This window comes from Yinghuangia seranimata (assembly GCF_029953285.1).
GTDB classification, from domain to species: Bacteria; Actinomycetota; Actinomycetes; order Streptomycetales; family Streptomycetaceae; genus Yinghuangia; species Yinghuangia seranimata.
Map to the genome: position 1 here is coordinate 130,551 of NZ_JASAOI010000007.1, position 26,608 is coordinate 157,158.

At 73.7% G+C, this 26,608-nt stretch carries 25 protein-coding genes and 1 pseudogene; 16 read left to right on the forward strand and 10 right to left on the reverse strand.

Annotation, left to right across the window (positions count from 1 at the left end; translation table 11 throughout):
- Nucleotides 1–5 precede the first annotated feature (5 nt).
- The 3 genes from QI554_RS04945 to QI554_RS04955 are packed head-to-tail and all read right to left on the reverse strand — an operon-like array spanning nt 6 to nt 2,609.
- The gene (locus QI554_RS04945) at nt 6–659 is read right to left on the reverse strand and encodes a response regulator (protein WP_281466227.1); all 654 of its coding nucleotides are present in this window, start codon (nt 657–659) and stop codon (nt 6–8) included.
- A complete protein-coding gene (locus tag QI554_RS04950) occupies nt 637–1,839 on the reverse strand; it encodes a sensor histidine kinase (RefSeq protein ID WP_281466230.1) in 1,203 nt (400 codons plus the stop codon). Before QI554_RS04950 ends, QI554_RS04945 begins: the two co-directional genes overlap by 23 nt.
- On the reverse strand, nt 1,776–2,609 hold the full coding sequence (locus QI554_RS04955) for a hypothetical protein (RefSeq protein WP_281466232.1): 834 nt from the start codon (nt 2,607–2,609) through the stop codon (nt 1,776–1,778). Before QI554_RS04955 ends, QI554_RS04950 begins: the two co-directional genes overlap by 64 nt.
- Nucleotides 2,610–2,779: 170 nt before the next feature.
- Between QI554_RS04955 and QI554_RS04960 the strand changes: the two genes are divergently transcribed.
- Entirely contained in the window at nt 2,780–3,097 is a 318-nt protein-coding gene (locus QI554_RS04960) for a hypothetical protein (protein WP_281466234.1), read from the forward strand.
- Between the two features lie 20 nt (nt 3,098–3,117).
- Here QI554_RS04960 and QI554_RS04965 read toward each other — a convergent pair whose 3' ends face one another.
- The gene (locus QI554_RS04965; protein ID WP_281466236.1) at nt 3,118–3,681 is read right to left on the reverse strand and encodes a type 1 glutamine amidotransferase domain-containing protein; all 564 of its coding nucleotides are present in this window, start codon (nt 3,679–3,681) and stop codon (nt 3,118–3,120) included.
- Nucleotides 3,682–3,728: 47 nt separating this feature from the next.
- Nucleotides 3,729–4,301 carry a DUF2231 domain-containing protein gene (locus QI554_RS04970; RefSeq protein WP_281466238.1) on the reverse strand — a complete coding sequence of 191 codons (573 nt, stop codon included), beginning with the start codon at nt 4,299–4,301 and terminating at the stop codon, nt 3,729–3,731.
- A 138-nt stretch (nt 4,302–4,439) separates the two neighbouring features.
- Here QI554_RS04970 and QI554_RS04975 point away from each other — a divergent pair, with 138 nt between their 5' ends.
- Complete coding sequence (locus QI554_RS04975) at nt 4,440–4,757, forward strand: hypothetical protein (protein WP_281466240.1); 318 nt, start codon at nt 4,440–4,442, stop codon at nt 4,755–4,757.
- A gap of 193 nt (nt 4,758–4,950) precedes the next feature.
- Nucleotides 4,951–6,795, forward strand: coding sequence for a transketolase (locus QI554_RS04980; protein ID WP_281466242.1), 1,845 nt, complete (start codon nt 4,951–4,953; stop codon nt 6,793–6,795).
- 61 nt (nt 6,796–6,856) lie between these two features.
- On the opposite strand, the gene QI554_RS04985 is transcribed toward QI554_RS04980, so the two are convergent.
- Entirely contained in the window at nt 6,857–9,997 is a 3,141-nt protein-coding gene (locus QI554_RS04985; RefSeq protein ID WP_281466244.1) for an FAD-binding and (Fe-S)-binding domain-containing protein, read from the reverse strand.
- Nucleotides 9,998–10,302: 305 nt separating this feature from the next.
- On the opposite strand from QI554_RS04985, the pseudogene QI554_RS04990 reads away from it, so the two are divergent.
- From QI554_RS04990 to QI554_RS05000, 3 genes and pseudogenes are all read left to right on the forward strand, one after another.
- Nucleotides 10,303–10,860, forward strand: a pseudogene (locus QI554_RS04990) (hemerythrin domain-containing protein); the annotation flags it as partial.
- Between the two features lie 263 nt (nt 10,861–11,123).
- Nucleotides 11,124–11,321 (forward strand): hypothetical protein, encoded by a 198-nt coding sequence (locus QI554_RS04995; protein WP_281466246.1) that lies wholly within the window; start codon nt 11,124–11,126, stop codon nt 11,319–11,321.
- A gap of 40 nt (nt 11,322–11,361) precedes the next feature.
- A complete protein-coding gene (locus tag QI554_RS05000) occupies nt 11,362–11,670 on the forward strand; it encodes an HGxxPAAW family protein (protein ID WP_281466248.1) in 309 nt (102 codons plus the stop codon).
- A gap of 379 nt (nt 11,671–12,049) precedes the next feature.
- Here the strand turns inward: QI554_RS05000 and QI554_RS05005 are convergent, their stop codons facing one another.
- From QI554_RS05005 to QI554_RS05015, 3 genes are all read right to left on the reverse strand, one after another.
- The gene (locus tag QI554_RS05005; protein WP_281466250.1) at nt 12,050–12,334 is read right to left on the reverse strand and encodes a hypothetical protein; all 285 of its coding nucleotides are present in this window, start codon (nt 12,332–12,334) and stop codon (nt 12,050–12,052) included.
- Nucleotides 12,331–12,807, reverse strand: coding sequence for a hypothetical protein (locus QI554_RS05010; RefSeq protein WP_281466252.1), 477 nt, complete (start codon nt 12,805–12,807; stop codon nt 12,331–12,333). The genes QI554_RS05005 and QI554_RS05010 overlap by 4 nt, the downstream gene beginning before the upstream one ends.
- Before the next feature lie 214 nt (nt 12,808–13,021).
- On the reverse strand, nt 13,022–14,833 hold the full coding sequence (locus QI554_RS05015) for a glycoside hydrolase family 35 protein (RefSeq protein ID WP_281466254.1): 1,812 nt from the start codon (nt 14,831–14,833) through the stop codon (nt 13,022–13,024).
- Between the two features lie 292 nt (nt 14,834–15,125).
- Here QI554_RS05015 and QI554_RS05020 point away from each other — a divergent pair, with 292 nt between their 5' ends.
- The 4 genes from QI554_RS05020 to QI554_RS05035 all read left to right on the forward strand — a co-directional run bounded on the left by QI554_RS05020 (nt 15,126) and on the right by QI554_RS05035 (nt 19,270).
- Nucleotides 15,126–16,490 (forward strand): ABC transporter substrate-binding protein, encoded by a 1,365-nt coding sequence (locus QI554_RS05020; protein WP_281466256.1) that lies wholly within the window; start codon nt 15,126–15,128, stop codon nt 16,488–16,490.
- A gap of 233 nt (nt 16,491–16,723) precedes the next feature.
- A complete protein-coding gene (locus tag QI554_RS05025) occupies nt 16,724–17,590 on the forward strand; it encodes a carbohydrate ABC transporter permease (protein WP_425527916.1) in 867 nt (288 codons plus the stop codon).
- Nucleotides 17,587–18,423: a carbohydrate ABC transporter permease gene (locus tag QI554_RS05030; RefSeq protein ID WP_281466261.1), complete on the forward strand. Its 837-nt coding sequence runs from the start codon at nt 17,587–17,589 to the stop codon at nt 18,421–18,423. Before QI554_RS05025 ends, QI554_RS05030 begins: the two co-directional genes overlap by 4 nt.
- 40 nt (nt 18,424–18,463) lie before the next feature.
- Nucleotides 18,464–19,270, forward strand: a complete 807-nt coding sequence (locus QI554_RS05035) for an AraC family transcriptional regulator (RefSeq protein WP_281466263.1) — start codon at nt 18,464–18,466, stop codon at nt 19,268–19,270.
- Nucleotides 19,271–19,312: 42 nt separating this feature from the next.
- Here the strand turns inward: QI554_RS05035 and QI554_RS05040 are convergent, their stop codons facing one another.
- A complete protein-coding gene (locus tag QI554_RS05040) occupies nt 19,313–20,224 on the reverse strand; it encodes an aldose 1-epimerase family protein (protein WP_281466264.1) in 912 nt (303 codons plus the stop codon).
- A 296-nt stretch (nt 20,225–20,520) separates the two neighbouring features.
- Between QI554_RS05040 and QI554_RS05045 the strand changes: the two genes are divergently transcribed.
- The 6 genes from QI554_RS05045 to QI554_RS05070 all read left to right on the forward strand — a co-directional run bounded on the left by QI554_RS05045 (nt 20,521) and on the right by QI554_RS05070 (nt 26,492).
- Entirely contained in the window at nt 20,521–21,465 is a 945-nt protein-coding gene (locus QI554_RS05045; protein WP_281466266.1) for a hypothetical protein, read from the forward strand.
- 213 nt (nt 21,466–21,678) lie between these two features.
- Entirely contained in the window at nt 21,679–22,941 is a 1,263-nt protein-coding gene (locus QI554_RS05050; RefSeq protein WP_281466268.1) for a substrate-binding domain-containing protein, read from the forward strand.
- A 5-nt stretch (nt 22,942–22,946) separates the two neighbouring features.
- On the forward strand, nt 22,947–23,705 hold the full coding sequence (locus tag QI554_RS05055) for an ABC transporter ATP-binding protein (RefSeq protein ID WP_281466270.1): 759 nt from the start codon (nt 22,947–22,949) through the stop codon (nt 23,703–23,705).
- Nucleotides 23,702–24,502, forward strand: coding sequence for an ABC transporter ATP-binding protein (locus tag QI554_RS05060; protein ID WP_281466272.1), 801 nt, complete (start codon nt 23,702–23,704; stop codon nt 24,500–24,502). Before QI554_RS05055 ends, QI554_RS05060 begins: the two co-directional genes overlap by 4 nt.
- The gene (locus tag QI554_RS05065; protein WP_281466274.1) at nt 24,502–25,368 is read left to right on the forward strand and encodes a branched-chain amino acid ABC transporter permease; all 867 of its coding nucleotides are present in this window, start codon (nt 24,502–24,504) and stop codon (nt 25,366–25,368) included. The genes QI554_RS05060 and QI554_RS05065 overlap by 1 nt, the downstream gene beginning before the upstream one ends.
- Nucleotides 25,369–25,373: 5 nt before the next feature.
- Nucleotides 25,374–26,492 (forward strand): branched-chain amino acid ABC transporter permease, encoded by a 1,119-nt coding sequence (locus QI554_RS05070; protein WP_425527917.1) that lies wholly within the window; start codon nt 25,374–25,376, stop codon nt 26,490–26,492.
- Nucleotides 26,493–26,608: the final 116 nt, after the last annotated feature.

Below are 26,608 nucleotides of genomic sequence, written 5' to 3' on the forward strand. Positions count from 1 at the left end.
CGCGGTCAGCCCGCGGGCCGGGCGAGCAGCAGGTAGGTGACCGCGGCCAGCACTCGGCGGTGGTGGTCGGCGGTCTCCGGGATGTCGAGCTTCTGGAGGATGGCGCGCATGTGGGTCTCCACGGTGCGCTCCCCGAGGTGGAGCCGGGTCGCGACGCCCGCGTTGGAGTGGCCTTCGGCGACGAGGGCGAGGACGTCGCGTTCGCGGTCGGTCAGGCGGGACAGCGCGGTGTCGCGGCGGGCGGGGGCGAGGAGCGCGCCGACGACCTGGGGGTCGAGGGCCGAGCCTCCAGCGGCGACCCGCGTGAGGGCGTCGAGGAAGTCGTCGACGCGCAGGACGCGGTCCTTGAGCAGGTAGCCGAAGCCGCCCTCGGCGACGAGCGCGACCGAGTGCCGGGTCTCGACGTGCTGGGAGAGCAGCAGCATCGGGAGGCCCGGGTGGGCGCGGCGGAGTTCGCCCGCCGCCTTCGCGCCGTCGTCGGTCATGGTCGGCGGCATGCGGACGTCGATGACCACGAGGTCGGGCGCGGATTCGGCGACCGCGGCGGGGAGTTGGTCGGCGTCGCCGACGGCGGCGACGACGGTGTGGCCGACCTCGGTCAGCAGCCGGACCAGCCCTTCGCGAAAGAGCACCGAGTCATCGGCCACCACGATCCGCATGGGGGATCACCGCCTTCACGGTCGTTCCGACACCGTCGGGGCTTTCTATCGCGAACTCGCCGCCGACGGAGGTGACCCGGTCGCGCACCGAGGTCATCGGGCCGTGCGCGCCGCCCACGCCGTCGTCGGCGACGAGGACGGTCAGCGCGTCGCCGGTGTGCGCGACCTCGACGGTCAGCTCGCCCGCCGCGGCGTGCTTGAGGGCGTTGGCGTACGCCTCGGCGACCACGAAGTACAGCGTCGTGGCCAGCACTTCGGGTAGCGGAACGTCGGCCACCGAGAGCCGGACGGGTACCGGGCTGTCCGCGACCAGGGACGCCAGCGCGGCGGGCAGGCCGTCGTCGAGGCGGCTGGGCCGCAGGCCGTGGGCCAGGCTGCGGAGTTCGGCGATCGAGGCCTCCAACGCCTCGACGGCGGCGTCGAGTTCGCGATGCTCTGGGCTTCCGGACTCAAGCCGCCGCTGCACCGAGCGCAGCCGCATCCCCGCCGCGACGATCTGCTGCTGAGCCCCGTCGTGGAGGTCGCGTTCGAGGCGCCGGCGTTCCTCGGTGGCCGCCTGGACGAGACGGGCCCGGCTGGTGCGCGCGTCCTCCAACGCGGCGCGCAGTTCGAGCCGGAGCCTGCTCACCTCGATCGGCAGTGCGGCGAGAGCTACGAGTTCTCTCGCTCGGCGCTGCCTGCGGGCCGACGTCCGGCCGAGCACGACCAGGCCCACCTCGGCGGGTCCGCTGCGCAGCGGGATGCGCCCGCCGTCCGGCGGCGCCGCGACGGCGGTACCGGACGGGTCGACGTAGCCGTCGGCAGTGCTGCCCGGCAGCTTGAGCCACAGCGTCAGACCGGGGTCGTCCAGGGTGTCGCGCAGGACGGTCTCGACGTCCTCCGGCGCGGCCGTCCCGTCGCGCACGTCGCGCACGAACTGCTGGATGCGCGCGGCGTGGACGTACCTCTCCCGGTCGACCACGCGGCCCACCGCCGCCTGGACGCGCCGGTGCAACGGCAGGACGAGCAGCGCCACCGCGAACGCGGCACCACCGCCGCCGACGGCGCCCGATGCACCGACCGCCGCGCCGAGTCCGAACACGACCGCGGCGAACACGCCCGCGGAGACCAGGGTGGTCAGCAGCCAGGCGAGCGTCTCCCCCATGAGCCGGTCGACGTCGAAGAGGTCGTGGCGCAGCACGCGGTCGCGACCGACGCCGGGACGGCGACCAGCATCGCGACGAGGAACCCGGTGTAGGCGACGCTCGGCGGGGCGTCCCACCACGCCTGCATCGCCCAGCCGGCGGCCAGCAGCACCGGCACGGTGGACGCGCCCGCGACCAGCCAGCGCAGTTGCAGGCGGGTCGTCGCGTCGCCGCTGCGATAGCGCCCCACGAGCGTGCGTACGGCCGCGGCCGGCACCGCGAGGATGCCCGCGAACACGCAAACGGCCAAGGTGACTTCGACCGGCGTCGGCAAGGGGGAGGACTCGCTCGAGTACGCGAGCCACGACGCCAGCGCGTGCGCCGCCACCCCGGTGCCAAGCGCCCACCACAGCATCACCCGCCCGCGACGCCCGGGGATCGGGCCGTTCGGGAACACCAGGCACAGCGCGGTGAATCCGGCCAGGTTCCACACCCACGCCCCGAGTTTGACCACGTAGAGGATGTGGGCGCCGACCCACGGGTGCGCCGTGTGCGAGGTCTCGCCCCACAGCTCAACGGCGAACACGGCGGCCGGCGCCGCCCCCACCCAGACCAGGGCCGCGCCCACCCAGGCGTCCGGCACGCGCAGCCCGACCAGGACCCCGATCACGACGGGGACCGTCAACACCGCGACGGTGACCGCGACGACGGCCGCCGGGTCCTCCCCCGCGGGGCCCGCCGACAACGCGGCGAACAGCCCGACGGCCGAAGCGAACACGGCGACGGGCAGCACGATGCGGCCGCGCCACCGGGTCCGTGCGTCCACAGCGCCATGATGCCCGCCGGGCGGAACGGCGGCATCCGTACAGGCACTTAGGCGTCGGCCCGTGTCAGGGTTCGGGGCCGGCCCCGATGTGCGGCGCACCCCCGCGAGGCGACGCTGGCAGCGCGGTCACATCGACCCGAACTCCGACCCCGGACCCGGGAGGGCCTCTCATGGAACTGGCGATCCTGCTCGTACTGCCGCTGCCGTTGGGCTACTTCGTCCGCGATCGACTGGCGGCCTACCTCGCCTACGTCGCGGTGCACTCGTACGTCTTCACGTTTCAGACCATGACGCTCACCAAGGCCTGGGTGGGCGGCGACCATTCCGCATTCGCGAAGGACCCGGACGCCGTGGAGTGGGCGTACGGCGCGGTCAACCTCGCCTTCTACGCCGTCGGCCTGACCCTGGTCGCCGCCGGCCGCCGACTGCGCGCACGCCGCACGGGACGCGCCGCGGGCGTCGACCTCGCGGCGGGCGACCGGGCGTAGGAACCGCCGAACAGCGCGGCTCAGCGGACGCGCACGCGGTTTGCGAACACGTTCAGGAAGGCCTCGTCGAACGCCTTGAGGTCGTCGGGCTTCCGGCTGGTGACCAGCATGCTGCGGCCGTTTTCGCAGACCGCGACGGGCTCGTCCACCCACATCGCGCCGGCGTTGCGCAGGTCGGTCCGCAGACTGGGCCACGATGTGACGGTGCGGCCCAGCAGGACCCCGGCCTCGATGAGCGTCCACGGGGCGTGGCAGATCGCCGCGACGGGCTTGCCGCTGTCGAAGAACGACTTGACGAAGGCCACCGCCGCGGTGTTCGTCCGCAGCTGGTCGGGGTTGGCGACGCCGCCCGGGAGGACGAGGCCGACGAAGTCCTGGTGGCCGAGCGGGAGGACGTCGTCGACGACGAAGGTGTCCGCCTTGTCGAGGTGGTGGAAGGCCTGGATCTCACCCGGCTTGGTCGACACCAGGCGCGGCGTCCCGCCGGCGTCCTGTACCGCCTGCCACGGGTCGGTGAGTTCGACCTGTTCGACGCCCTCGGGGGCGACGAGGAACGCGACCTGCTGTCCTTCCAAATCGACCATGGCGATGACCTCCCTGTGCTGTGCTGTCGTGTCGTGCTGTTTCGGTGTCAGCGCGCGTCCACGCGGGTGAAGAGGTCCCCCGTCGGCTGCCCGTCCGGGCTCGGCCCCGGCACGTCGACGCCGACACCCAGCCGGTACGCCAGGTGCCCGCCCAGGTAGCCGCCCGCACCGACGGCGGTCAGCCCGCCGAGCGCCCACAACCTGCCGCGCAGCGGCCGGTGCCGCATGCGTGCGGTCAGCGACGCGCAGTAGCAGGCGATGCCGATCCAGTTGCAGGCCGCGTGGGCGACACCGACGCGGCGTTGCGCGGGGCGTTCGGCAGCGGCGAGGTCGACCGCGCCCGCGGCGGCGGCCGGCACCGCGGCGGCGAGGCCGACCGCGATCAGTTCGGCGGATGCCCGTCCGGTGCCCGGCACACAGTCCAGGACGGCGGACGACAGCCAGGCCCCGATCGGAACCTGGACGAGGATGGGGTGCGCGGGGTGCCCGAGGGGTGTGCCGCGCAGGGCGTCGCGCACCGTGCCGTCGGGGGCGCGTGCCGCGAGGGCGCGCAGCCACGCCGCTGGGCGGTCCAGCACGCCGGCCCGTTCGAGGCGCGTGGTGATGGTCGTGGTCCGCATGTCTGGCGGCTGCCCAGGCTCGCGCAGGGTATGCGCCCGGGTCGCCGCCGACCGTCTTTCGGCCCAGCCGCGGCAGGTCGCACCGGGCGGCCCGCGTGGTCGGCGGGTCAACCCGCACGGCACGGGTAGCCGCCGAGCATGAACCTCACCCTCGCGGACTCCGCGGGGCCGGGCGCCGGCACGGTCGCCCTGACGGTCGTGGCCGTCCTGGTCCTGGCCGCGATGATGTTCGTCCCGCTCGTCCACCGCCTGCGCCGGGAACGCCGCCGGGCGACCGTCGGCCGAACGCCGCCTACCGACTCCACGCACCCCGGCGGGAACCCGCACGCCGCACCGGGCACGGACCACCGTCCGCGCCTCGAACCCGACGAGGGCCGCCCCGCCACCACCGGGCCCGGCGCCGGCACCGACACCGGCGACGAAGCGGACGCGGGCCGCCGCCGAGAAGCCCGATGACGTCCGCCGCACCGCCCCGCGGGACCCGGGCTGCGGCGCCGCCGGCTCCCGCCCGCGCGGACGGCGCCGCCGCTCGCCGTAAGGGCGTCCCCGGGCCCGTCCCCCCTGCCCCGGCGGCCACGTCCTGGGCATGCTCCGCCGCGGACCGGGTAGCCGACCGCCTGGCCAGGATCGTCGTCCTTGAGGACCCCCGATGGATCATCCGCAACTGACCGAACTCGCCCGCACGCTGCGCGTGGACTCCGTGCGCGCGTCCAGCGCCGCCGGATCGGGCCATCCGACGTCGTCGCTGTCGGCGGCCGACCTGATGGCGGTGCTGCTCGGCCGTCGGCTGCGCTACGACTTCGCCGACCCCGGGCATCCCGGCAACGACCGGCTGGTGTTCTCCAAGGGGCACGCGACGCCCCTCCTCTACGCCATGTACCGCGCGGTCGGCGCGGTCTCCGACGACGAGCTGCTGACGTTCCGCACGCGGGGCAGCCGCCTGGAGGGCCATCCGACGCCCCGGCTGCCGTGGGTCGACTTCGCGACCGGGTCGCTCGGCCAGGGCCTGCCGATGGGTGCCGCGCTCGCATGGGGGATCCTGCGCCTGGAGGCCGGCCCCGCGCGGGTGTGGGTGCTGTCCGGCGACGGCGAGACGGCCGAGGGGTCGGTGTGGGAGGCCGCCGAGTTCGCGGGGGCGCACGGGCTCGGCAACCTCACGCTCGTGCTGGACGTGAACCGGCTCGGGCAGCGCGGGCCGACCCGGCACGGGTGGGACCTGGACGCCTACGCGACGCGCTTCGCCGCGTTCGGCTGGCACACCGTCACCGTCGACGGGCACGACATAGCGGCGATCGACGCCGCGTACGGCGAGGCCCTCGACACCACCGACCGGCCCACCGCCGTCATCGCCCGCACGATGAAGGGCCGGGGCGTGCCCGACGTCGAGAACCGCGAGGGCGCGCACGGCAAACCGGTGCCGGACGAGGCGCGGGCGATCGCGGCGCTGGGCGGCGAGCCGTCCAGGCAGGTCGTGGTTCCGGTGCGTCCGCCGCTCCCCACCCACCTCGCCGACCGGGAGACGCTGGACAAGGACGCGGACCTGCCCGTGTACGAGGTCGGCGACGAGGTGCCGACGCGCAAGGCGTTCGGCGAGGCCCTGGCGGCGCTCGGCGACGTGCGCGGCGACGTCGTGGCGGTCGACGGCGAGGTGGGCGACTCGACGGGCCTGAACTCGTTCGCCGAGCGGCACCCCTCGCGGTTCCTGGAGTGCTACATCGCCGAGCAGCAGCTGGCCGCGTCGGCGGTCGCGCTGCAGACCCGCGGCTGGCTGCCGTTCGCGTCGACGTTCGCGGCGTTCCTGACCCGCGCCCACGACTTCCTGCGCATGGCCGCGATCGGGCACGCGAACGTCTGTATGGTCGGCTCGCACGCCGGCACCTCGATCGGGCAGGACGGGCCGTCCCAGATGGGTCTCGAGGACCTGGCGATGTTCCGTGCCCTGCACGGTTCGACGGTGCTGTACCCGTGCGACGCCAACCAGACCGCGCGGCTCGTCGCCGCGATGGCCGAAGCGACCGGCATCCGCTACCTGCGGACCACGCGCGGCGCGACCCCGGTCGTCTACGGCGCCGACGCCGTCTTCCCCGTCGGCGGCAGCCGCCTGCTCCGGCCCGGCGACGGGGCGCAGGTGACGGTGGCCGCCGCGGGGATCACCGTGCACGCCGCGCTCGCCGCGGCCGACCGCCTGGCCGAGCGCGGCGTTCCGGTACGGGTACTCGACCTGTACTCGGTCAAGCCGGTCGACACCGAGGCGCTGTACGCCGCGGCGGCCGCCACCGCGTGCCTGATCACCGTCGAGGACCACCGCCCCGAGGGCGGCCTCGGCGACGCTGTCGCGGAGACGTTCGCCCGCACCGACGCCCCGCCCGCGCCGCGCCTGGTCCGTCTGGCGGTGCGTCACATGCCGGGCTCGGCCACGCCGGGCGAGCAGTTGGCCGAGTCGGGCATCGACGCCGACGCGGTCGAGACCGCGGTGCTGGCGTGCCTGGCCTGACCGCCTGACCACCTGACCATCTGACCACCTGACCGATCACGTCCGGGCCACGGACACCCTGTCACCCCTCCGGTACCTCGAACCCGTCGACGTATCGTGTCAGTTCGCGCACGCCACGCCCGGTCCGCCGCCCCGACAGCGCCGCCAGTGCGGCCGCCACGAGTGCCCCGCCGCCCGCCGCGGTCGCGAGCAGCCTGGCCCGGCGGGCGGGCGGTACGGGTCGCGGCAGCCGTTGTTCGGGCAGGCCGCCGTCGGCCGGGCCGCCGTCCATGCCGCGTTCCAGCGCTTCCGCGAGGTGCATCGCGGTGCGGCCGGTGTCGGCCTGGGAGATCTGGGTGCGGCAGCTGAAGCCGTCGGCGATCACGAACGCGTCGGGGTCGGTGCGCCGCACGGCGTCCAGCAGCCCCAGGTCGGCGATCTCCAGGGACAGCGCGTGGTGCCCGCGCTCGAAGCCGAAGTTGCCGGCGAGGCCGCAGCAGCCGACGTCGAGCACGTCGGCGTCGAGCCCGGCACGGCGCATGAGTTCGCGGTCGGCGTCGAACTTCATGACGGCGTGCTGGTGGCAGTGCGTCTGGACGGTCGCGGCCCGGCCGATGTGCGGCGGCCGCCACCCGTCGGCCTCGTCGCCCGTCAACACCTCTGCGAGGGTGCGGACCTGGTCGGCGAGCCGCCGCACCCGGTCGTCGCCGGGCAGGAGTTCGGGCGCGTCGGCGCGGAACACGGCGGTGCAGGACGGCTCGAGCCCGACCACGGTCGTCCCGGCGTCGAGCCATGGCGCCAAGGCGTCCGCCGTGCGGCGCAGCACGCGCTTGGCCGTGCGCAGTTGGCCGGTCGAGATCCAGGTGAGCCCGCAGCACACCGGCCGGTCGGGCACGGCGACGTGGAAGCCCGCGGACTCCAACACCCGTACCGCGGCCTGCGCGACGTGCGGGTGGAAGTGGTTGGTGAACGTGTCGGGCCACAGCAGGACGGTGCGCGGGTCGCCGGGATCGGGACGTGTGCGCCCGCTCTCGGCCCACCAGGTGAGGAAGGGCCGCGCCGCGAACACGGGCGCGTCGCGCTCGGGGGCCACGCCCGCGAGCCGCTTGCCCGCGGCGGCGAGGCCCGGCGCGTACAGGAGGGCGTTGACCACCTCGGGCGCCGCGCTCGCGAGGTGCGCCCACAGCGGCAGCCAGCCCATCGAGTAGTGCGCGGCGGGCCGCAGCCGGCCGGCGTAGTGGTGGGACAGGAACTCGGCCTTGTAGGTGGCCATGTCGACGCCGGTGGGGCAGTCGGAGCGGCAGCCCTTGCAGGCGAGGCACAGGTCGAGTGCGTCGCGCACCTCCGGGGAGCGCCAGCCCTGCGTGACGGTGGAGTCGGCCTGCCCGCCGAGCATTTCGAACAGCAGGCGCGCGCGGCCACGGGTGGAGTGCTCCTCCTCGCCGGTCGCCCGGTAGGAGGGGCACATGACGCCGCCTTCATGCGAGCGGCAGTTGCCGATGCCGATGCACCGGGTGACCGCGCGGGTGAAGGAGTGGTCGTCGTGCGGGTAGTCGAACGCGGTGGCGGCGGGTTCGCGCGGGCGCCACCACGGCCCGAGCCGCAGGTCCTCGTCGACGCGGTGCGGGGCGACGACCTTGCCCGGGTTCATGTGGTCGCCGGGGTCGAACAGCGCCTTGGCCTCGCGGAAGGCTGCGAGCAGGCCGGGGCCGTACATGCGTTCCAGCAGTTCGCCGCGGGCCTGGCCGTCTCCGTGCTCGCCGGACAGCGATCCGCCGTACGACGTCACCAGGTCCGCGGCGCGGCCGAGGAACGCGCGGAAGGCGACGACGCCTTCGGGCGTGCGGAGTTCGAACGGGATGCGGGTGTGCACGCAGCCGTGCCCGAAGTGCCCGTACAGCGTGGGATGGTCGAGGCCGAACTCGGCGAACAGCCCCTTCAGGTCCCGCAGATAGTCGCCGAGCCGGTCGGGCGGGACGGCCGAGTCCTCCCAGCCCTCCCACGTGTCGCGGCCGTCCGGCGGCCGTGCGGTGACGCCGAGCCCGGCCTCGCGGGCCTTGAGCGCGCGGACCTCGCGAGCGGGGTTGTCGGAGAAGGCGACGGTCGGGTCGTCGGGTGCGCGCCCGATTGCGTGCAGAAGGTCGTTGGCCTGCCGGTCGACGTCGTCGCGGGTGTCGCCGGCGAACTGCACGAGCAACCAGCTCTCCCCCTCGGGGAACGTGTCGAGCGATTCGAGGTGGACGCCTTCCTCGCGCATGAGCTGCGCCATGCGGCCGTCCAGCGCCTCCAGGAGGTGTGGGCTGCTGTGCTCGAGCATTCGGGGTACGGCGTCCGCGGCGGCGCAGATGTCGTCGTAGCCGAGCACGAGCATCGACTCGGCCGGCGGCACGGGCACGAGGTCGAGCTCGGCGCGCAGGACGGCGACCATCGTGCCCTCGCTGCCGACGAGCGCGCGGGCCAGGTGAAAGCCGCGTTCGGGGAGCAGGTCGTCGAGGTTGTAGCCGGAGACCCGGCGGGGCAGCTCGGGGTAGCCGGTGCGCAGGTCGGCGAGGTGCCGGTCGACGAGGGCGCGCAGCTCCGCGTACAGCGTTCCGCGGCGGCCGCCTGCGGCGACCACGGCGTCGAGCTCCTCCGGCGGTGTGGGGCCGACCCAGCAGCGCAGGCCGTCGTACGTCACGATCTCCAGGCGCCGCACGTTGTCGGCGGTCTTGCCGTACGCCTGCGCGCTCGCGCCGCACGAGTTGTTGCCGATCATGCCGCCGAGCGTGCACTGGCTGTGGGTGGCCGGCTTGGGACCGAACATGAGGCCTGCGTCGGCGAGCTGACGGTTGAGCTCGTCGAGGACGATGCCCGGTTCGACGACGCAGACCCGGCGTTCGGCGTCGAGCGACACGAGGTGGTTGCAGTACTTCGTCCAGTCGATCACCACGGCCGCGTTGGTGCACTGGCCGCCGAGGCTGGTTCCGCCGCCGCGCGAGAGGACGGGGGCGCCGTGGCGGGCGCACACGGCCACCGCTTCCGCGGCGGCGTCGACGTCGTACGGCACGACGACGCCGACGGGTGGCTGCCGGTAGTTGGACGCGTCCGTGGAGTACACCCCCCGGCTGCCCGCGTCGAACCGGACCTCGCCGCGCACACACTGTCGCAGCTCGGCCGCCAGGGCCTTCGCGTCCAGCGCCGCTCCGTCTCGATGCTCTCCGTCGTGCCGCCGAACGCCGTGCATGCCGCCGTCTCCCCATTCGTCTCCCGGGCCCGACGCGACCACGCAGCGCCCGGGCCCGCACATGTCCGCCTGTGCGGCTACCCGATGCGCCGGACGGAAACCGACACCGGGCACCGCGTCGCAGGCGACGCACCCGGGTAGCGGCCCGCCATGACGGATCACCGCGAGGAACTCGCCGCGGTACGGGAGAAGATCGAGGCGGTCTACGCAGCCCGCCACACCGGCCGCGACGCGTCATGGACCGGCCGCCCCGGGGTGGCCGCCCGAACGCCAGGACACGAAATCCCGCGAAGTGAGGCGCAGCCATGGGCCACGGCGGCGACATCATTCACGAACTCAAGGCCGACCACCGCGAGGTCGAATCCCTCTTCGAACGCATAAGCGCGGCGGCGCACGAGAACCACAAGCGCAAGCGCCTCGCCGAGGAGCTGACCGTCGAGCTCGTCCGGCACTCGGTCGCCGAGGAGCAGTACCTCTACCCGGCCGTGCGGGCGCGCGTCCGCGACGGCAACGCGCTCGCCGACAAGGAACTCGCCGACCACGCCGAGGCCGAGGGGCTCCTGAAACGCCTCGAACGCACCGTGCCCTCCGACCCGGCCTTCGGGCGGCTCGTCGCGAAGCTCGAGACCGAGGTCCGCGTGCACATACGCGACGAGGAGCGGCGGCTGTTCCCGCGACTGCGCCGGGCGTGCGGCAAGGCCGAACTGGCGGCGCTCGGCGACGACGTCCGCCGCGCCAAGCAGGTCGCACCGACCCGCCCGCACCCGACGACGCCCAGTACACCGACGGCGAGCAAGGTGCTCGGGCCCGTGGTCGGCCTGGTCGACCGCGTCCGCGACCTCTTCGCCGCCCGCGGGCGGGAGGACTGGCCGGACGTCGACGAAGCGGAGGCCGCCGACAGGGCACGGGCCCGCGTCGCCCGGCGCGAGGCCGACACGTGGACGTACGACGAGCTGTACGCCGAGGCCAGGCGCCGCGGCGTCAGCGGCCGTTCCAAGATGAACAAGCAGGAGCTGACGTCGGCGCTGCGGCGGTAGCGGCGCACGCGGCCGCTGGGGCGCACGTGTCGTACGCCCCGATGCCGGGTAGCGACGCGATGCCCGAGCCACGACGAGAGGAGCACGCCATGCCCCGCCGATTCGAGTCACGTCACGGAGCCGCGGCACGCACCATCACCCCGACCCCCGGCGCGGTCAAGGACCAGGCGGACGCGCACGGCGCGACGCGGGGGAACATGGGCAAGCGCGCCGCCTGCACCGCCGGTGCGGTGGCGGCCGGCACCGGGCTGCTGCTGTGGCGCCGGTCCCGCGCCAAGGCCGGCTGACGGGCGCGCCGCCGCCGCCCGCTCCGACGAGGAGGACCCCGTGCCGACGCACCGACCGGCCAAGCACTACGACAAGGGCAGCAGCCCTGCCGGCTGGACCACCGTCGTGGTGATCCTGGCCGGCGTGCTCGTGGCCGCGGCGGCGATCGTCCTCGACCACCCCTGGCTGGTCGGCGTCGGCGCGGGCGTGGCCCTCGTCGGCGCACTCGCGGGACACCTCCTGGCCTGGGCCGGCTGGGGCGACCCCCCGAGCTTCCGCAGCACCGACGACGAAAAGCGCAACGCGGCCTGGAAAGCGGGCCGCCTGAGACTGCACCCACACCGCGGCGGCCCCGACACGACAGTCTGAATCCCGGCCACTCCGCCGTTCGACGAGGAGGCCGCCCGCGCGTGGGTCGAGGCCGAGGTCGCGTGCGTGCAGGAGACACGATCATCGAGAAGGCCGCCGCCATCGAGCCCATCGACAACCAGGCCGTCGCCTTCACCCTCACCGACCCAGCGGTCGAGCACCCGAGCAGCGACCGCGGCGCGAGGACGCAGCCGCGCGCCGCCGCCGAGGTCCGCCTCGGCTCGCCAGGCCGGCGCAGGGGGAGGTCCGCCTCGGCTCGCCAGGCCGCGCAGGGGCCTCGGCCCGCGCCGCTGCCGGAGTCGGAGCCGGTCGGCACGAGCACGCGGCCGGTTCCTTTCGCGCCGGTCGTCTGTCGCCCGTCGGCGCCCCCGCCCGCTCGTCAGCTCGTCTCGGCCGAGCCGTCCTCGTCCTTCCCTGTGGCGGCCTCGCGGGCCCCCTCGATGTCCGCGGCCGATGCTGCGTTCTCATCGGCGCCCTGGCGTTCGGGGGCTTCGCCTTCGCCCGTCGGCGACTCCGCCGTGCCGTCGTCGCCTGCGGCGCGTTCGGCTTCGCGGCGTTCGCCCAGGGGGACCGGGGACTCCTTCTCGCGGTAGAGGCGCACCGCCTCCCGGGCCTCTTCGATCTTGCGGGCCACGCGTTCGGGGCCCGTCTCGTGGCCGGTCACAGCGCGTCCTCGACGGTCACCGGCGCCAGCCCGTGGAGGATCGTCCCGGCCTGCGCGGCGGCCGTGAGCCGGTCGTTGAAGGCTTCCAGGCGCTCGTCGGGCGTGAGGTGGTCGACGTCGTCGGGCCAGGTGCCCGGTGGGACGAGCTCGACGACGGCGCAGCCGATCTCGGTCGCGGCGCCCAGCCACCCGGAGGTCAGCGGCGTCGGGGCGCCCGTGCGCCACGTGTGGCGGCCGCCGAGCATGCTCAGCGCCGCGAAGCAGCCGTCCCATACGTGGATCTCGGCCGAGGTGGCGGCCGCGTCGCCGACGCACAGCAGGAACCCGGACTCGTACGCCTGGTCCACCAGCCGCAGGTAGCGCGACCGCGTCGGCTCGACCAGCACCTGGGCGAGCAGCCCGTCGTCGAACACCTCGAGCGCGAAAGCGATCCGCAGCCGCGCGGGCGCCTCCGCGGGAGGAGGCGTGTTCATAACGGCTCCCTTCGCCGGCCCCGAGTCCTGCCGGGCCGCTACCCGCGGCCGTGTCCGTGGCACCCCCACGAGGGCACGGTGCCCGGCGCCCGCACCCGCTCCGGTGTGGCGTCGACGTGCACACTCTCCGTGACCTCGGACGGAGTCATGACGTACCTCCGTCCCCCACCTTCGAGCATGCGCACCCCGACGCGGTCAGGGCAAACGGCGGCGCTCACACCTCCGGGGCCGCCGCCTCCGTGCCCAGGTCCGGGGTGTCCGTCAGCGTCACGAGCCCCGGTCCGGGTCCGTGCAGTTCGAGGACGGTGAGCTCGTTCAGGCCGCGTCGCAGGACCGGTGCCGGGACGTACAGGGTCCGCTGCGGTCCCGCCGACCAGTAGCGGCCCAGGTGGAAGCCGTTCACCCAGCACAGGCCCTTCTCCCAGCCGTCCAGCCGGACGAAGGTGTCGGCGGGGTCGGCCACCTCGAAGGTGCCGCGGCGCAGGACGGGTGTGCCGGGCAACGCGGCCGCGGCGCCGTCCGGCAGCACCGGGGCGTCGATGAACGGCAGCGGGTAGATCTGCCACGAGAACAGGTTCTGCCGTTCGAGCCGGACGCCGCGGGTGATGCCCTTGCGGTCGTGGAGCCCGGGCCCGTAGTTCACGCGGCCGCAGTTCTCGACGAGGATGTCCAGCCGCGCGCCCCCGGCCGGTACCGCCGGCAGGTGGGCCGTCGCGTCGGCGCCTCCCGGGCCGGCGGTGCTGCGGTCGAGCACCGCGACGGGCACGCCGTCCAGGAAGACCTGGGCGCGGTCGGCCAGCCCGTCGAGGTGCAGCGGGCCCGGCTCGCGGGGGCCGCTGACCCAGGTGCGGTACAGGATCAGCCCGTACGCCTGGTCGACCTCCTCCATGGTGAGCGTGTGCGGCGACAGCACCGGCGTGCTGAGGTCGTCGAGGTGGGCCAGCAGCGGCGCCGCGTGCGGCAGCCGGACGTCCCCGAGCTTCAGCCGGGGCGGGGCGGGCGGCGGCGGTGCGGCGGGCAGGTCGGCATGCCTGCCGATGACCTCTCGGAACGCCCAGTACTTGGGCGTGAGTTCGCCGGCCTCGCTGATCGCCGCGTCGTAGTCGTAGCTGGTGACGGTCGGCTGGTAGCCGTGTTCGGCGTCCTCGTTCGCGCCGTTCATGAAGCCGAAGTTGGTGCCGCCGTGCGCCATGTACAGGTTGACGGACGCGCCCGCGGCGAGCATCTCGTCGAGTACGGCCGCCGCGTCGGCGGCGTCACGGACGTGGTGCGGCTCGTGCCAGTGGTCGAACCAGCCGTTCCAGAACTCCATGCACACCGGCGGCCCGTCGGGCGACCAGCGGCGCAGCACCTCGAAGGACTCCCCCGCCCGTGACCCGAAGTTGGCTGTCGGCAGCACACCGGCCAGGGTGCCGCCCTGCATCATCGGCTCGGTGGGCCCGTCGGAGGTGAACAGCAGTCCGGTGGCGCCGCGGCGGCGCAGTCCGTCGGCGAGGTGGCGCAGGTAGCGGGCGTCGTTGCCGTAGCTGCCGTACTCGTTCTCGACCTGGAGCGCGATGACGGGGCCGCCGTTCTCGGCGAGCAGCGGCACGAGTTCGGGCATGAGGGCGTCGAAGTAGCGGTCGACGGCGGCGAGGTAGCCCGGGTGCGCGCAGCGCAGCCGCATGCCGGGGTCCTTGAGGAGCCAGGCGGGCAGGCCGCCGAGCTCCCATTCGGCGCAGATGTAGGGGCCGGGCCGGACGATCGCCTTGAGGCCGTGCCGCGCGGCGGCCCGGACGAAGCCGGCCAGGTCGTTGGGACCGGTGAAGTCGAAGCGTCCGGGTTCCGGTTCGTGCCGGTTCCAGGCGACGTACGTCTCGACGGTGTTGAGCCCCATCGCGCGCAGCCGGGCGAGGCGGTCGTCCCATTGCGCGGGGTGCACGCGGAAGTAGTGCAGTGCCCCGGAGAGGACGCGGAACGGCCGGCCGTCGAGGGTGAATCCGCGGGGGTGCGGGACGAGGCCGGTGGTCGTCGAGGTGGTCGTCACGGTGCTCCTCGGCGGTGCAGGGGCGGCGGGTCGCGATCATCCTGCCGTGGCGTCGGGGACACGGATTTGCAGTCTTCTCCGACCGCTCCTGGACTTTTCTTCGGACCCCACAACGGCCGAATTCAGCGGGACCGGCGATGATGTTGGACTTTCCCGAAGGATCAGTACGACAAAAGCATGATCACCACGGCAACCCGTTGACGCCCCCCGGCGGACGCAACATGATCGACCGCCACCACCCCCGTTCGGCCCTTCGCCGAACGCTGCCCATCCAGGAAGGGACGGCCACACCATGTGGGGTACCACCCGTCGTGGGCGCGCCGCGCGCCGCGTCGCCGCCGCAATATCGGTCGCCGCGCTGGCCGCGCTCGCCGCGTGCTCCTCCGACGACTCCAACGACGCGAAGTCCGGCTCGGCCGCCAGCCAGTCGAGCGGCGCGGGCGGCGGCAAGGGCGACACCGCGCAGCTGGAGTTCTGGGGCTGGGCGCCCGGATACGACAAGGTCGTCGAGGCGTTCAACGCGTCGCACCCGGACGTCCACGTCACCTTCAACAAGATCGACCCGGGCTCCAAGGGCGGCTACGCGAAGATGCTCGCCGCGGTCAAGGCCGGCAACGCGCCGTGCCTCGGCCAGGTCGGCTACGAGACGCTGCCGAGCTTCCTCGTCGAGGGCGCGCTGGCCGACGTCACGAAGGAGGCCGCCGCCGCGAAGGCCAAGTACGCGCCGGGCGCGTGGTCGCAGATGGGCGTCGCGGGCCACACGTACGGCATCCCCGTCGACACCGGCCCGGTCGCGCTCTTCTACCGCACCGACGTGTTCCAGAAGTACAACCTGACCCCGCCGAAGACGTGGGACGAGTTCGCCCAGCAGGCCGACAAGGTCAAGGCCGGCGACCCGGCCGTCGCGTACTCGGCGGTCGGCGGCAACGACCCGTGGTGGCTGGCCGGCATGGCCTGGCAGAACGGCGGTTCGTGGTTCGGGACGTCGGGTGACACGTGGAAGGTGTCGATGACGGAGCCGGGCACGCAGAAGGCGATGCAGTACTGGCAGGGGCTGCTGGACAAGAAGGTCGTCGCGGCCGACCCGACGTCCACGCCGGACTGGTACAAGCGCATGCAGGACGGCACCTTCGCCACCTACGTGGGCCCCGTGTGGTTCAGCGCGCTCCTCGAGGAGAACGCGAAGGGCGCCGCGGGCAAGTGGGCGGTCGCGCCGATGCCGACGTGGGACGCGTCGTCGAAGGCGACCAGCAACATCGGCGGTTCGGGCACCGCGGTGCTCAAGGGCTGCAAGAACACGCAGGCGGCCGTGACGTTCGCCGACTGGATGTCGAGCGACCCCGCGTCGCTGGCCACCCTGGTCAAGGAGACCGGCATCTACCCGGCCGCGGCGGCGGGCGCCGACCTGGACGCGCTCAAGCAGCCGTCGGCGTACTTCAACAACCAGAAGATCTACGACGTGTTCAAGGAGTCGGCGGCGAACATCCCCGACAAGTGGCAGTGGGGCCCGACGATGACGCAGGTCTCCTCGGACCTGACCGACCTCGCGGGCAAGGCCGCGTCGGGCGGCGGGCCGCTCACGGGGGCGCTGAGCGAGACGCAGGCCAAGACGCTGAAGGCCATCCAGGACAAGGGGCTGAAGGCGGCCGCCGGCTGAGCCTCGGCGCCGGGCGGCGCTGACCGCTCCGACCTCCCCGACCAGCACCAGCGATGGGACCCGGCCCCGCCCCCGCGGCGGGCCGGGTCCCGCACCCGTACGCAACACTCCCCGGCAGGAGCCCGCCCTTGACCACCGCGTCGCCACCCCGGACCCGGCCGTCCCGGCCCTCACCGCCCCCGGACACACCGCGCCGCCGCCCGCGGCGCTGGCGGCGCAAGGCCGCGCCGCTGATGTTCCTCGCCCCGTTCGGCGCGCTGTTCGTGGCGATGTACGCGGTCCCGGTCGGGTACGCGGTCGTCGAGAGCCTGCACAAGATGAAGCGCTCGGGCCTCGGCCTGACCCCGCCCGAACGGGTCTGGGCCGGCTTCGACAACTACCGGCGCGCGCTGGACGACGACGCCCTGTGGTCCGGCGTGGGGCGCGTCCTGCTCTTCGGGATCGTCCAGGTGCCGGTGATGCTCGGACTGGCCCTGGTCCTCGCGCTCGTGCTGGACAGCCAGTCGGCGCGGCTGAAGGGGCTGTTCCGGGCGGCGTACTTCCTGCCGTACGCGATCCCGGGTGTGGTCGCCACCATCCTGTGGGCGTTCCTCTACATGCCGCGGTCCAGCCCGGTCGTGTCGATGCTCGACGGCCTGGGGCTGCCGTCCGACTTCCTCGGCGAGGACGCCGTCCTGTGGTCCATCGCGAACGTCGTGACGTGGGCCTGGACCGGCTACAACACGCTCGTCATCTACTCCGCGCTGCAGGCCGTGCCGCGCGAACTGTTCGAGGCGGCCGCGCTCGACGGCTGCGGACCCTGGCGCATCGCGTGGCGCATCAAGGTGCCGCTGGTCGCCCCCGCGATCGCGCTGACCACCGTGTTCTCGGTGATCGGCACACTCCAGCTGTACACCGAGCCGCGCGTGCTGCGCCCGCTCACCTCCACCATCAGCGCGGACTACACGCCGATCATGTCCGCCTACCACCAGGCCGTCGAGAACAACGACTACGGGCAGGGCGCCGCGGTGTCCGTGCTGCTCGCGCTCGGCACCTGCGTGCTGTCGTTCGCGGTGCTCAAGATCTCGGCCCGACTCACGAAGGGCAGGGCCAGCCTGTGAAGCCGTCCGTCCGCAGCCAAGTCCTCACGACCGCCTTCCTGTTCCTGATGGCGACGTACTTCCTGATGCCCGCGTGGTGGCTGCTCGTCGCGTCGACCAAGTCCTCGAGCGACCTGTTCGGTTCGCACGGGTTCTGGTTCGCCGACATGAACCTCGGGTCGAACCTGCACCAGCTGTTCACCACCGACGACGGGGTGTTCGGCCGGTGGATGGCGAACTCCGTGCTGTACGCGGTGGGAGGCGGCGCGGTCGCGACCCTCCTCGCCGCGATGGCCGGCTACGCGCTCGCCAAATACCCCTTCCGCGGCCGGGGGTTCGTGTTCTCCATCATCCTCGGTGCGGTGCTCATCCCCGCCCCGATGCTCGCCCTGCCGATCTACCTGATGCTGTCGAAGGCGCACCTGATCGACACCGTGTGGGCGGTGCTCCTGCCCTCCGCCGTCAGCCCGTTCGGCGTCTTCCTCGCCAAGACCTACGCCGAGGCCGCCGTTCCGGACGAACTCCTCGAGGCGGCACGGCTGGACGGCGCGAGCGAGTTCCGGATCTTCCGGACGATCGGGCTGCGCATCATGTCGCCCGCGCTCGTGACCGTGTTCCTGTTCCAACTCGTCGCCGTGTGGAACAACTTCTTCCTGCCGCTGATCACCCTGAACGACCAGGACCTGTGGCCGGTCACGCTCGGCCTCAACGCCTGGAACAGCGACCCGAACCAGCCCCGCGCCAACCTCGTCGTGGCCGGCGCGCTGGTGTCCGTCCTGCCGCTGGTGCTGGCGTTCCTGTCCCTCCAGCGGTTCTGGCGCTCGGACCTGATCGCGGGCGGGGTGAAGGCGTGACCTGGTCCGTACACCCGCCCGCGCCTACCATCGACGCGCCATGATTTTCGCGCGCTACCTCACCCCAGGGCAGGAGCACCGGCGGCTCGGGCTGGTGTGCCTCGGGGTCGGCTGGCAGCAGGTGCACGCCATGCAGTTCCAGGGCCGGGTGCTCGGCTGCTACCAGCTCACCCTGATCACCGCCGGGACGGGCTGGTTCCGCTCGGGCAGCGCCCAGGCGCCGCGGATCCCGGTGCAGGCGCCCGCGGCGTTCCTGCTGTTCCCCGGGCTGTACCACGCGTACAGCCCGGACCCGACGGGCTGGCGCGAGCACTGGGTGCTGTTCGAGGGCCCGACCGCGGCGGCGTACGAGGAGCTCGGGTTCCTCGACCGCAACGACCCGATCACCTCGCTCAGCGCCGTCAAACCGCTGCGCGCCGGCTTCGACCGCCTCCTCACCGCCGTCGAACCGGGCGCGCCGAACCGCGAGGTCGTCACGTCGGCGGTGGTGCACCAGCTGATCACCGACCTCAAGGCCGTGCGGGTCCACGAGGACGGGTCCCGCGTCGTCCGCTACTTCGACGAGCACGCCACCGAGCCCCTGACGGTCGGCGAACACGCCCGCCGGCTCGGCCTCGACGAGGCGTCGCTGCGCGGCGAGATGCAGCGCGCGACCGGCACGACGCCGAAGGAGTACATCGTCCGCACCCGGCTGTCCCGTGCGAAGCGCCTGCTGCTGGCCACCGACCAGCCGGTCCGCGAGGTCGCGCGGAACGTCGGCTACGACGACGCGGCCTACTTCACCCGGCTGTTCACCCGGCGCGTGAACCAGTCCCCGACGGAGTTCCGGAAGTCGGGGCAGGCCTGACCCTCGGGCGGTGTCAGGCCTGCCCGCGTCGGGCGGCCGCTGTCAGGAGGACGCGCTCCACGACGTCAGGCCCCAGCGCAGCACGTGCCGGGCGTCCGGCGCCAACGTCACCAGGCCGACTCCGGTGCGGAAGGCGTCCGCCGGGCACGACATCGGCTCGACGGCGATGCTCCGGCGCCGGGCGGACGAAGCGAGCGTGTCGCCCGTGAAGACCTGGAGGAACTCGGCGCCCTCGCCGAGCCACAGGTCGGTGCCGTGGCCGCCGGACGGGTGCGCGAGCGTGACCACCGCCCGCCCGTCGGCGCCGCGGGTGAGTTCCGTGAATGCGGTGTCCAGGCGTCCCGGGCCGACCGGGCGCGGCGTGCGGAAGTCGTACTCCGTTCCGGCGACCGCGGCGGCGGTCCCGTCGCCCGGCAGGCGCTGTGCCACGGGGAGGGTCAGGAGCGCGTCGTCGACCAGGTCGGTGCCGACGGTCAGGTACGGGTGCTGGCCGATCCCGTACGGCGCGGCGGCGTCGCCGATGTTGCGGGCCGTGATGGTGACCGCGAGCCCGCCCGGCCCGAGCGCGTACTCGATGTGCACCGCGACGGCGAACGGGTACCCGGGCTGCGGCCACACGGTCGCGGTGAGCTCGGCGCGCTCCGGGTCGCGCGCCGCGACCTGCCAGGACGTCCAGCGCAGCAGCCCGTGGATGGCGTTGCCGTGCGCCGGCTCGGTCAGCGGCAGCTGCTGCTCCTCGCCGTCCCACGTGTAGCGGCCGCCGCTGATCCGGTTCGGCCACGGCGCGAGCACCTGGCCGCGCCCGCCGACGATGCGCTCGGCGGCGGAGAACCCGGCCAGCACGGGGCGCCCCGCGACGGAGTAGTGGCGCAGCGCGGCGCCCAGCTCGACCACGACCGCGGTCTGGTCGCCGTGGCGCAGCTCGATCTGGTGCCCTGACGGACTCGTCGGCATGTCCCGCCTCCTCCCGTGCGCGGACGCGCCCGCCGTCGCGGTGCGTCGATCATCAGGGGTACCACGACGGAGGCCCCGTTACGCACGTGCGGTCCGCCGTTACGGCGTGTCCGTCCGTTCGAGGAGGTGCTTGAGCGTCGCCTCGGCCGGCGCCTCGTCGGCCGGCGTGGCCGCCGGGTCGAGGGAAGTTTCCGGCGCGGAGCGGCGCTTCGCTCGCCTACCGTGGTGAAAGGCGGACGCTCTGGGGGGAACCGGGCGTGGACCGCCGGGTGTGCCGTGACATCGGGGGGTGGGGCATGCGTCGGTTGTGGTCGGGGATCCGGTGGGTCCTCGTGGCGGTGATGCTGCTGCCCGCGCTCGTCGGCTGCGAGTTCGGGTCGACGTCGCCGGACGGCCCGCACGTGGGCTACGCGGTGGGGCCGGTCAGGCTGTCCGTCGGGCTGGACGGGGTGTCCGTCACGCTCGGCCGTTCGTGGGTCACCCCGCTGGGGACGTTCTCCGTCGAGGGCGGTGTGAAAGTCGCCCGCGAGCACGAGAACACCGATTCCATGACCGTGGTCATCCGGCACACGGTCGGCGGGCGGCCCACCGAGAGCGTGTTCACCGTCGGCGGCGACCGGCTGCGGGTGGTCGCGCAGGGCACGACCGTGCAGGAGTTCTCGCCGAACCTCGTCGTCATCAACGCCACGCCGGGGACCACGATCGACATCAACCCGGACGGCCCGGTCCCCACCGTCCCCGCGACCACGCGGCCGGGCACGGCGAACGGCGGCAATCCGGGCGGCGTTCCCGTCGGAACGCGCACCCCGTCGTCGACGCGGTCCTCCGCGGGCACCAAGCCCACGCGCACGCTCCCCGCCTCCGGCACGGCGCTGCCGTCCGCCTTCGTCGGCTCCTGGTACGGCCCGGTCCGGCTGGCCGGCGTGAACCAGTACGGCTCGACGATGTCCGTCGACCTGACCGGCGGCGGCGTAGACCAGACGGTGGGCCAGGCCATGACCCCCGCCGCGGCCGGCCTGTGCCCGGCCTCGCTGGTCCTGGCCAGCACCCGCGGCCACCCGGTGACGGCCACGCGCGTCCTCGTGCGCGTCCTGCCGATAAACGGATGCGACATGCCGGTATGGGCCGAACTGACCGTGCGCGGCAACGCGCTGGCCCTGGTCACCTACGCCGGCGCCGACGCCGCCGACCAGCACACCGCCGCCCTCGTCGCCGCGGACCTGCAACTGCAGTCCCGCTGACCGACCGACGTTCCACCCGCATGCCGGAAGGCCCGGTCCACCATGGTGGGCCGGGCCGTCCGGCGTGCGGGTGTGGTCCGCCCCCATGACTTCGCCGAGAGGTGCGGTTCCCGGTCACATGTCGCGCCGGTCACAGCGCGCCTAGGGTTCCCGGCACCAGGTGCCAGTCGAGGCATCGAGCGTTCCCCCCTCAGCCCTCAGGAGTCAGCCGGCATGCGTAGTCCGAACACCCTCGACAGGGACAAAGCACTGCAGACCCGGCACACCCGTCTGGCCCGGAAGGCCGTCGCGCTCGCGGTGTGCGGCCTGCTCGCGGCGGGCTGCGCGAAGGCCGGGACCGCCGGGTCGGCGTCGGGCGGCGGGACCGGGGCCGCGGACCCGGTGAAGGTCGGGCTGGTGTACTCCAAGACCGGCCCGCTCGCCGCGTACGGCAAGCAGTACGTCGAAGGCTTCAAGGCCGGCCTCGACTACGCGACGCACGGCACCGGCGCGGTCGCGGGCCACAAGGTCGAGGTCGAGGAGCGGGACGACGCGGGCGACCCGGCGAAGGCGGTGTCCGCCGCGAAGGACCTGATCGGCAAGGGCGTCAAGGTCCTGGCCGGCTCGACCGCCTCGGGCGTCGCGCTGCAGGTGGCGCCGCTGGCGGCGCAGAACAAGGTGCTGTTCATCAGCGGCCCGGCCGCCGCCGACGCGATCACCGGGGTGAACAAGTACACGTTCCGCTCGGGCCGCCAGTCGTACCAGGACATCCAGGCCGGCGCGTCCTACCTGAGCGCGCCCGCCGGCAAGAAGGTGACGGTGCTGGCGCAGGACAACGCGTTCGGCCAAGCGAACGTCGCCGCGGTCAAGGCGATCCTGGGCGCGAAGGGCGCGACCGTCGACACGGTGCTCGCGCCGCCGAGCGCGACCGACCTGACGCCGTTCGCCGCGCAGGCGAAGGCCGCGAAGCCGGACCTGCTGTTCGTGGCGTGGGCGGGCGACACCGCCGCCGCGCTGTGGACGTCGCTCACGCAGCAGGAGGTGCTGGCCACCACGAACGTCGTCACCGGGCTCGACCTGGCGGCCTCGTACCCGCTCTACGGCACGGGCGCGGACCGGATCTCGTTCCTCAACCACTACTTCGCCGGGGCGGCCGGCACCGAGGTCGAGAAGGCGATGACCGACGCGGTCGCGAAGGCGGGCGCCAAGCCGGACATCTTCACGCCGGACGGCTTCACCGCCGCGCAGATGATCGTGCACGCGGCCGAGGCCGCCAAGGGCTCGACCGCCGACACCGACGCCCTGGTCAAGGCGCTGGAGGGCTGGAGCTTCGACGGCGTGAAGGGCACGTTGACCGTGCGGGCCGCCGACCACGCGCTGCTGCAGCCGATGTTCCAGGTGAAGCTGACCGGCGCCGGCGCCACCGCAGCCCCGTCCGTGACCGCGACGCTCGCGCCCGAGAACGTGGCCCCGCCGGTGGCCGCGATGGCGGGCTGATCCACATGCCGAACCCCGCCCCGGTCCTGCGGCTGCGCGGCCTCGGCTGGTCGGTCCGCGGCGTCCCGATCGTCGAGGACGTGTCGTTCGACGTGCACGAGGGCGAGTTCGTCGCCTTCATCGGCCCGAACGGCGCCGGCAAGACCTCGCTGTTCAACCTCGTCTCAGGCATATACCCGGCGAGCGGCGGGACGTTGGAGCTGGACGGCGCCGACATCACCAGCGCCCCGGTGCACGTCCGGGCCCGGCGCGGCATCGGCCGTACGTTCCAGACGTCGTCGCTGTGGCCCGGCCTGTCGGTGGCGGAACACGTGCGGCTCGCCGCACAGGCCGCCGCCGGGCCGCGCGCCTCGTTCCGCATGTGGCGGCGCGCCGACCGCTTCGCGGCACAGGTCGCCGAGACCCTGGATCGCACCGAACTCGCGCACCGCGCCGACACGTTGGCGTCGGCGCTGTCGCACGGCGAGAAGCGCAAGCTCGAACTGGCCGTGCTGCTCGTCGGCGAGCCGCGCGTCATCCTGCTCGACGAGCCGATGGCCGGCGTCAGCGCCGAGGAAGTCCCGGCGCTCACCGACCTGGTCCGCTCGGTGCACCGCGACCTGGGGCGCACCGTGCTCATGGTCGAGCACCACATGGACGTGCTGCTCGGCCTCGCCGACCGGGTCGCCGTCATGCACCACGGCACGCTGCTCGCACTGGACACGCCGGACGCGGTCATGGCGGACGCGACCGTGCAACAGGCCTACCTCGGGGAGGCGTTGTGACGTCCGAGGCACTGCTATCCGCGCGCGGCCTGCGCGTTGTGATCGACGGGCTGCACATCCTGCACGGCGTCGACCTGGACGTCGCCCCGACCGGGGTGACCGCGCTGCTCGGCCGCAACGGCGCCGGGAAGACCACCACGGTCAAGGCGGTCATGGGCCTGGTCCCGCGCACCGGCGACATCCGCTTCGCGGGACGCGACGTCGGCCGCCTGCCCACGCACGCGGTCGTGCGCCAAGGCATCGGCTACGCGCCGGAGGACCGCGGCGTGTTCGCCGGGCTCACGGTGGCCGAGAACCTCCGGCTCGCCGAGCGGGACGCGGATCCGGCGTACCCGTTCGTGTACGAGCTGTTCCCCGAACTGCGCTCCCGTGGGCGCCAGTTGGCGGGCACGCTGTCCGGTGGCCAGCAGCAGATGCTGGCCATCGGCCGCACGTTGCTCAACGCGAACCGGCTGATCGTCGCGGACGAGCCCACCAAGGGGCTGGCGCCGAAGATCGTGGCCGAGGTCGCGGACGTGCTGGCGCGGGTGGCCGAACGCGTCCCCGTGCTGCTCGTCGAACAGAACCTCGCGCTGGTGCGGCGGGTCGCCGGGACGTGCACGGTCCTCGCCGACGGGCGTACCGCGCACCAGGGGGACGCCGCCGAACTTCTCGCGGACGAGGAGGCGGCGCGGCGGCTGCTGGGGGTGGGCGGTGGCCATCCGGTTGCCGCCTCGTCGATCGCGACTGCCGCTCCTGCTGTTGCCGCTGCCTCTGCCGCCACCGCCACCGCCACCGCCACCAAGGAGGCTCCCTGATGGCCACCGTCGTCCTGCTGGCCTGCACCGGGCTGGGGCTGGGCGCGCTGTACTTCCTCATCGCGTCGGGTCTGTCGCTGATCTTCGGGCTGATGGACGTGCTGAACCTGGCGCACGGCGCGCTGCTGTCGGTCGGGGCGTACGCGACGTGGTGGGGTGCCGCGCAGGCCGGACTGAACTACTGGCTCGCACTGGCGTTCGGCACGGCGTTCGGAACGGTCGCCGCGGTCGTCCTCGAACTGGTGCTCATCCGGCCGCTCTACACCCGGCCGAGGGACCAGATCCTCGCCACCGTGGGTGTGGGCCTGGCCGTCCCGGCCCTGCTCATGGGCATCTGGGGCGGCGACGCACGGCCGTTCCCGCAGCCCGAATCGCTCGCCGGAACCGTGCACATTGCGGGTGCGGCGGTCCCGGTCAACCGCTTCGTGCTGATCGGCGCCGCCGCCCTCGTGCTGGTCGCGCTGCGGCTGTTCCTGGCGCGGACCCGCTACGGGCTGATCGTGCGCGCGGGTGTCGAGGACCGGGCGATGGTGACCGCGCTGGGCGTCGACGTCCGCAAGGCGTTCACCCTCGTCTTCGCGATCGGCGGCGCGGCCGCCGCGCTCGGCGGCGGGCTGGCGGCCCTCTACTTCGGGTCGGTGAACCCCGGGCAGGGCGCCAACCTGCTGATCTTCGCCTTCGTCGTCGTGGTGATGGGCGGCATGGGCTCGGTGGCGGGCGCCGCCGCGGCGGCCGTCGCGGTCGGGCTCGTCCAGCAGTTCGCCAACTACTACACCGCCGACGGGCTCGGCGACCTGGCCGTCGTCGCCCTCCTCGCCGTCCTCGTCCTGGCACGGCCCCGCGAACTGACCGGGAGACTGGCTTGAGCACCGTGACCTCGTCGACGCCGCCGACCCCGGCGGTCCCGTCGCCCTCGCCGCCCTCGTCCGCGACCGGGGCGCCCGCGCGCACCGCCCGCATTGCGCTGCTGCGCTGGTGGCCGCTGGCCCTGTTCGGCGTGCTGGCCGTGCTGCCGTACGGCACGGTGCGGGTGCCGGGCCTCCTCGACGGGCCCGTCGGTAGCCCCGGCAGCCTGCAACTGCTCGCCCTGTGCCTGGTGTTCGGCGGTCTGGCGACGAGCTACGACCTGCTGCTCGGCCGCACCGGGCTGCTCTCCTTCGGGCACGCGCTGTACTTCGCGGCCGGGCTGTACTTCACCGACCTGGCGATGCTGGAGTGGCGGCTGCCGCTGGCGTCCGCCGCCCTGGTCGGCATCGGCGGCGCGGCGGTGCTGTCGGTGCTGCTCGGCGCGGTGAGCCTGCGCGTGACCGGGATCGGCTTCGCGATGGTCACGCTGGCCTTCGCGCAGGCCGGGGCCATCCTCGTGCAGCGCAACCCGGGCGGCGTGACCGGCGGCGAGGAGGGCCGCGCGGCGCCGTCCGACCTGCTGCCGGGGAGCCTGATCGGCATCGAGAACACGCCCAACCTGTACTGGATCGCGCTGGCGTACCTCGCGCTCACGCTGGCGGTGGTGCACTGGACGTCGTCCTCCCCCACCGGCCGGGTGTGGGCGGGCATCCGCGAGAACGAGCGCCGTGTCGAGGTGCTGGGGCTGCGGCCGTACGGCTTCAAGCTGGTCGCGCTGGCGGTGGCCGGCACGCTCGCGGGCGTCGGCGGCGTCGTCTACCTCCTCCTCACCGGCGGGGCGACGCCCCAGGCGGCGGGCTCGGACACGACGCTGTCGCTGCTGGTCATGGTGGTGCTGGGCGGGTCGGGGACGCGCTGGGGGCCGGTGCTGGGCGGCGTCCTGTACACGTGGGCGGCGCACCGGCTCGGCGACCTGGCCAACTCGTCCGCGATCGCCGACCTGCCGGGGGTGTTGCGGGTGCCGTTGTCCCAACCTCTGTTCCTGCTGGGCTCGTTGTTCGTCGGCGTCGTGTACCTGCTGCCGGGCGGGCTGGCGAAGCTGTCGAGCCGGTGGCGGCCGATCAGGGGTGGGTTGACGGCGTGACGGGTGGCGCCGGGCCGGGTCGGGCCCGGCGCCCCCCCCCTGGCGGGACGGCTAGCGTCCGGACGGCGGGGGGGGGGGGGGGGCGCGGGGGGGGGCGCCCCCCCCCCCACCGCCTT

Excerpts from the sequence above, each read along its gene's own strand:
- QI554_RS04945 (WP_281466227.1), bottom strand. The coding sequence starts at position 659 with ATGCGGATCGTGGTGGCCGATGACTCGGTGCTCTTTCGCGAAGGGCTG.
- QI554_RS04960 (WP_281466234.1), top strand. The coding sequence starts at position 2,780 with ATGGAACTGGCGATCCTGCTCGTACTGCCGCTGCCGTTGGGCTACTTC.
- QI554_RS04965 (WP_281466236.1), bottom strand. The coding sequence starts at position 3,681 with ATGGTCGATTTGGAAGGACAGCAGGTCGCGTTCCTCGTCGCCCCCGAG.
- QI554_RS04970 (WP_281466238.1), bottom strand. The coding sequence starts at position 4,301 with ATGCGGACCACGACCATCACCACGCGCCTCGAACGGGCCGGCGTGCTG.
- QI554_RS04975 (WP_281466240.1), top strand. The coding sequence starts at position 4,440 with ATGAACCTCACCCTCGCGGACTCCGCGGGGCCGGGCGCCGGCACGGTC.
- QI554_RS04980 (WP_281466242.1), top strand. The coding sequence starts at position 4,951 with ATGGATCATCCGCAACTGACCGAACTCGCCCGCACGCTGCGCGTGGAC.
- QI554_RS04985 (WP_281466244.1), bottom strand. The coding sequence starts at position 9,997 with ATGCACGGCGTTCGGCGGCACGACGGAGAGCATCGAGACGGAGCGGCG.
- QI554_RS04995 (WP_281466246.1), top strand. The coding sequence starts at position 11,124 with ATGCCCCGCCGATTCGAGTCACGTCACGGAGCCGCGGCACGCACCATC.
- QI554_RS05010 (WP_281466252.1), bottom strand. The coding sequence starts at position 12,807 with ATGAACACGCCTCCTCCCGCGGAGGCGCCCGCGCGGCTGCGGATCGCT.
- QI554_RS05020 (WP_281466256.1), top strand. The coding sequence starts at position 15,126 with ATGTGGGGTACCACCCGTCGTGGGCGCGCCGCGCGCCGCGTCGCCGCC.
- QI554_RS05025 (WP_425527916.1), top strand. The coding sequence starts at position 16,724 with ATGTTCCTCGCCCCGTTCGGCGCGCTGTTCGTGGCGATGTACGCGGTC.
- QI554_RS05035 (WP_281466263.1), top strand. The coding sequence starts at position 18,464 with ATGATTTTCGCGCGCTACCTCACCCCAGGGCAGGAGCACCGGCGGCTC.
- QI554_RS05040 (WP_281466264.1), bottom strand. The coding sequence starts at position 20,224 with ATGCCGACGAGTCCGTCAGGGCACCAGATCGAGCTGCGCCACGGCGAC.
- QI554_RS05045 (WP_281466266.1), top strand. The coding sequence starts at position 20,521 with ATGCGTCGGTTGTGGTCGGGGATCCGGTGGGTCCTCGTGGCGGTGATG.
- QI554_RS05050 (WP_281466268.1), top strand. The coding sequence starts at position 21,679 with ATGCGTAGTCCGAACACCCTCGACAGGGACAAAGCACTGCAGACCCGG.
- QI554_RS05055 (WP_281466270.1), top strand. The coding sequence starts at position 22,947 with ATGCCGAACCCCGCCCCGGTCCTGCGGCTGCGCGGCCTCGGCTGGTCG.
- QI554_RS05065 (WP_281466274.1), top strand. The coding sequence starts at position 24,502 with ATGGCCACCGTCGTCCTGCTGGCCTGCACCGGGCTGGGGCTGGGCGCG.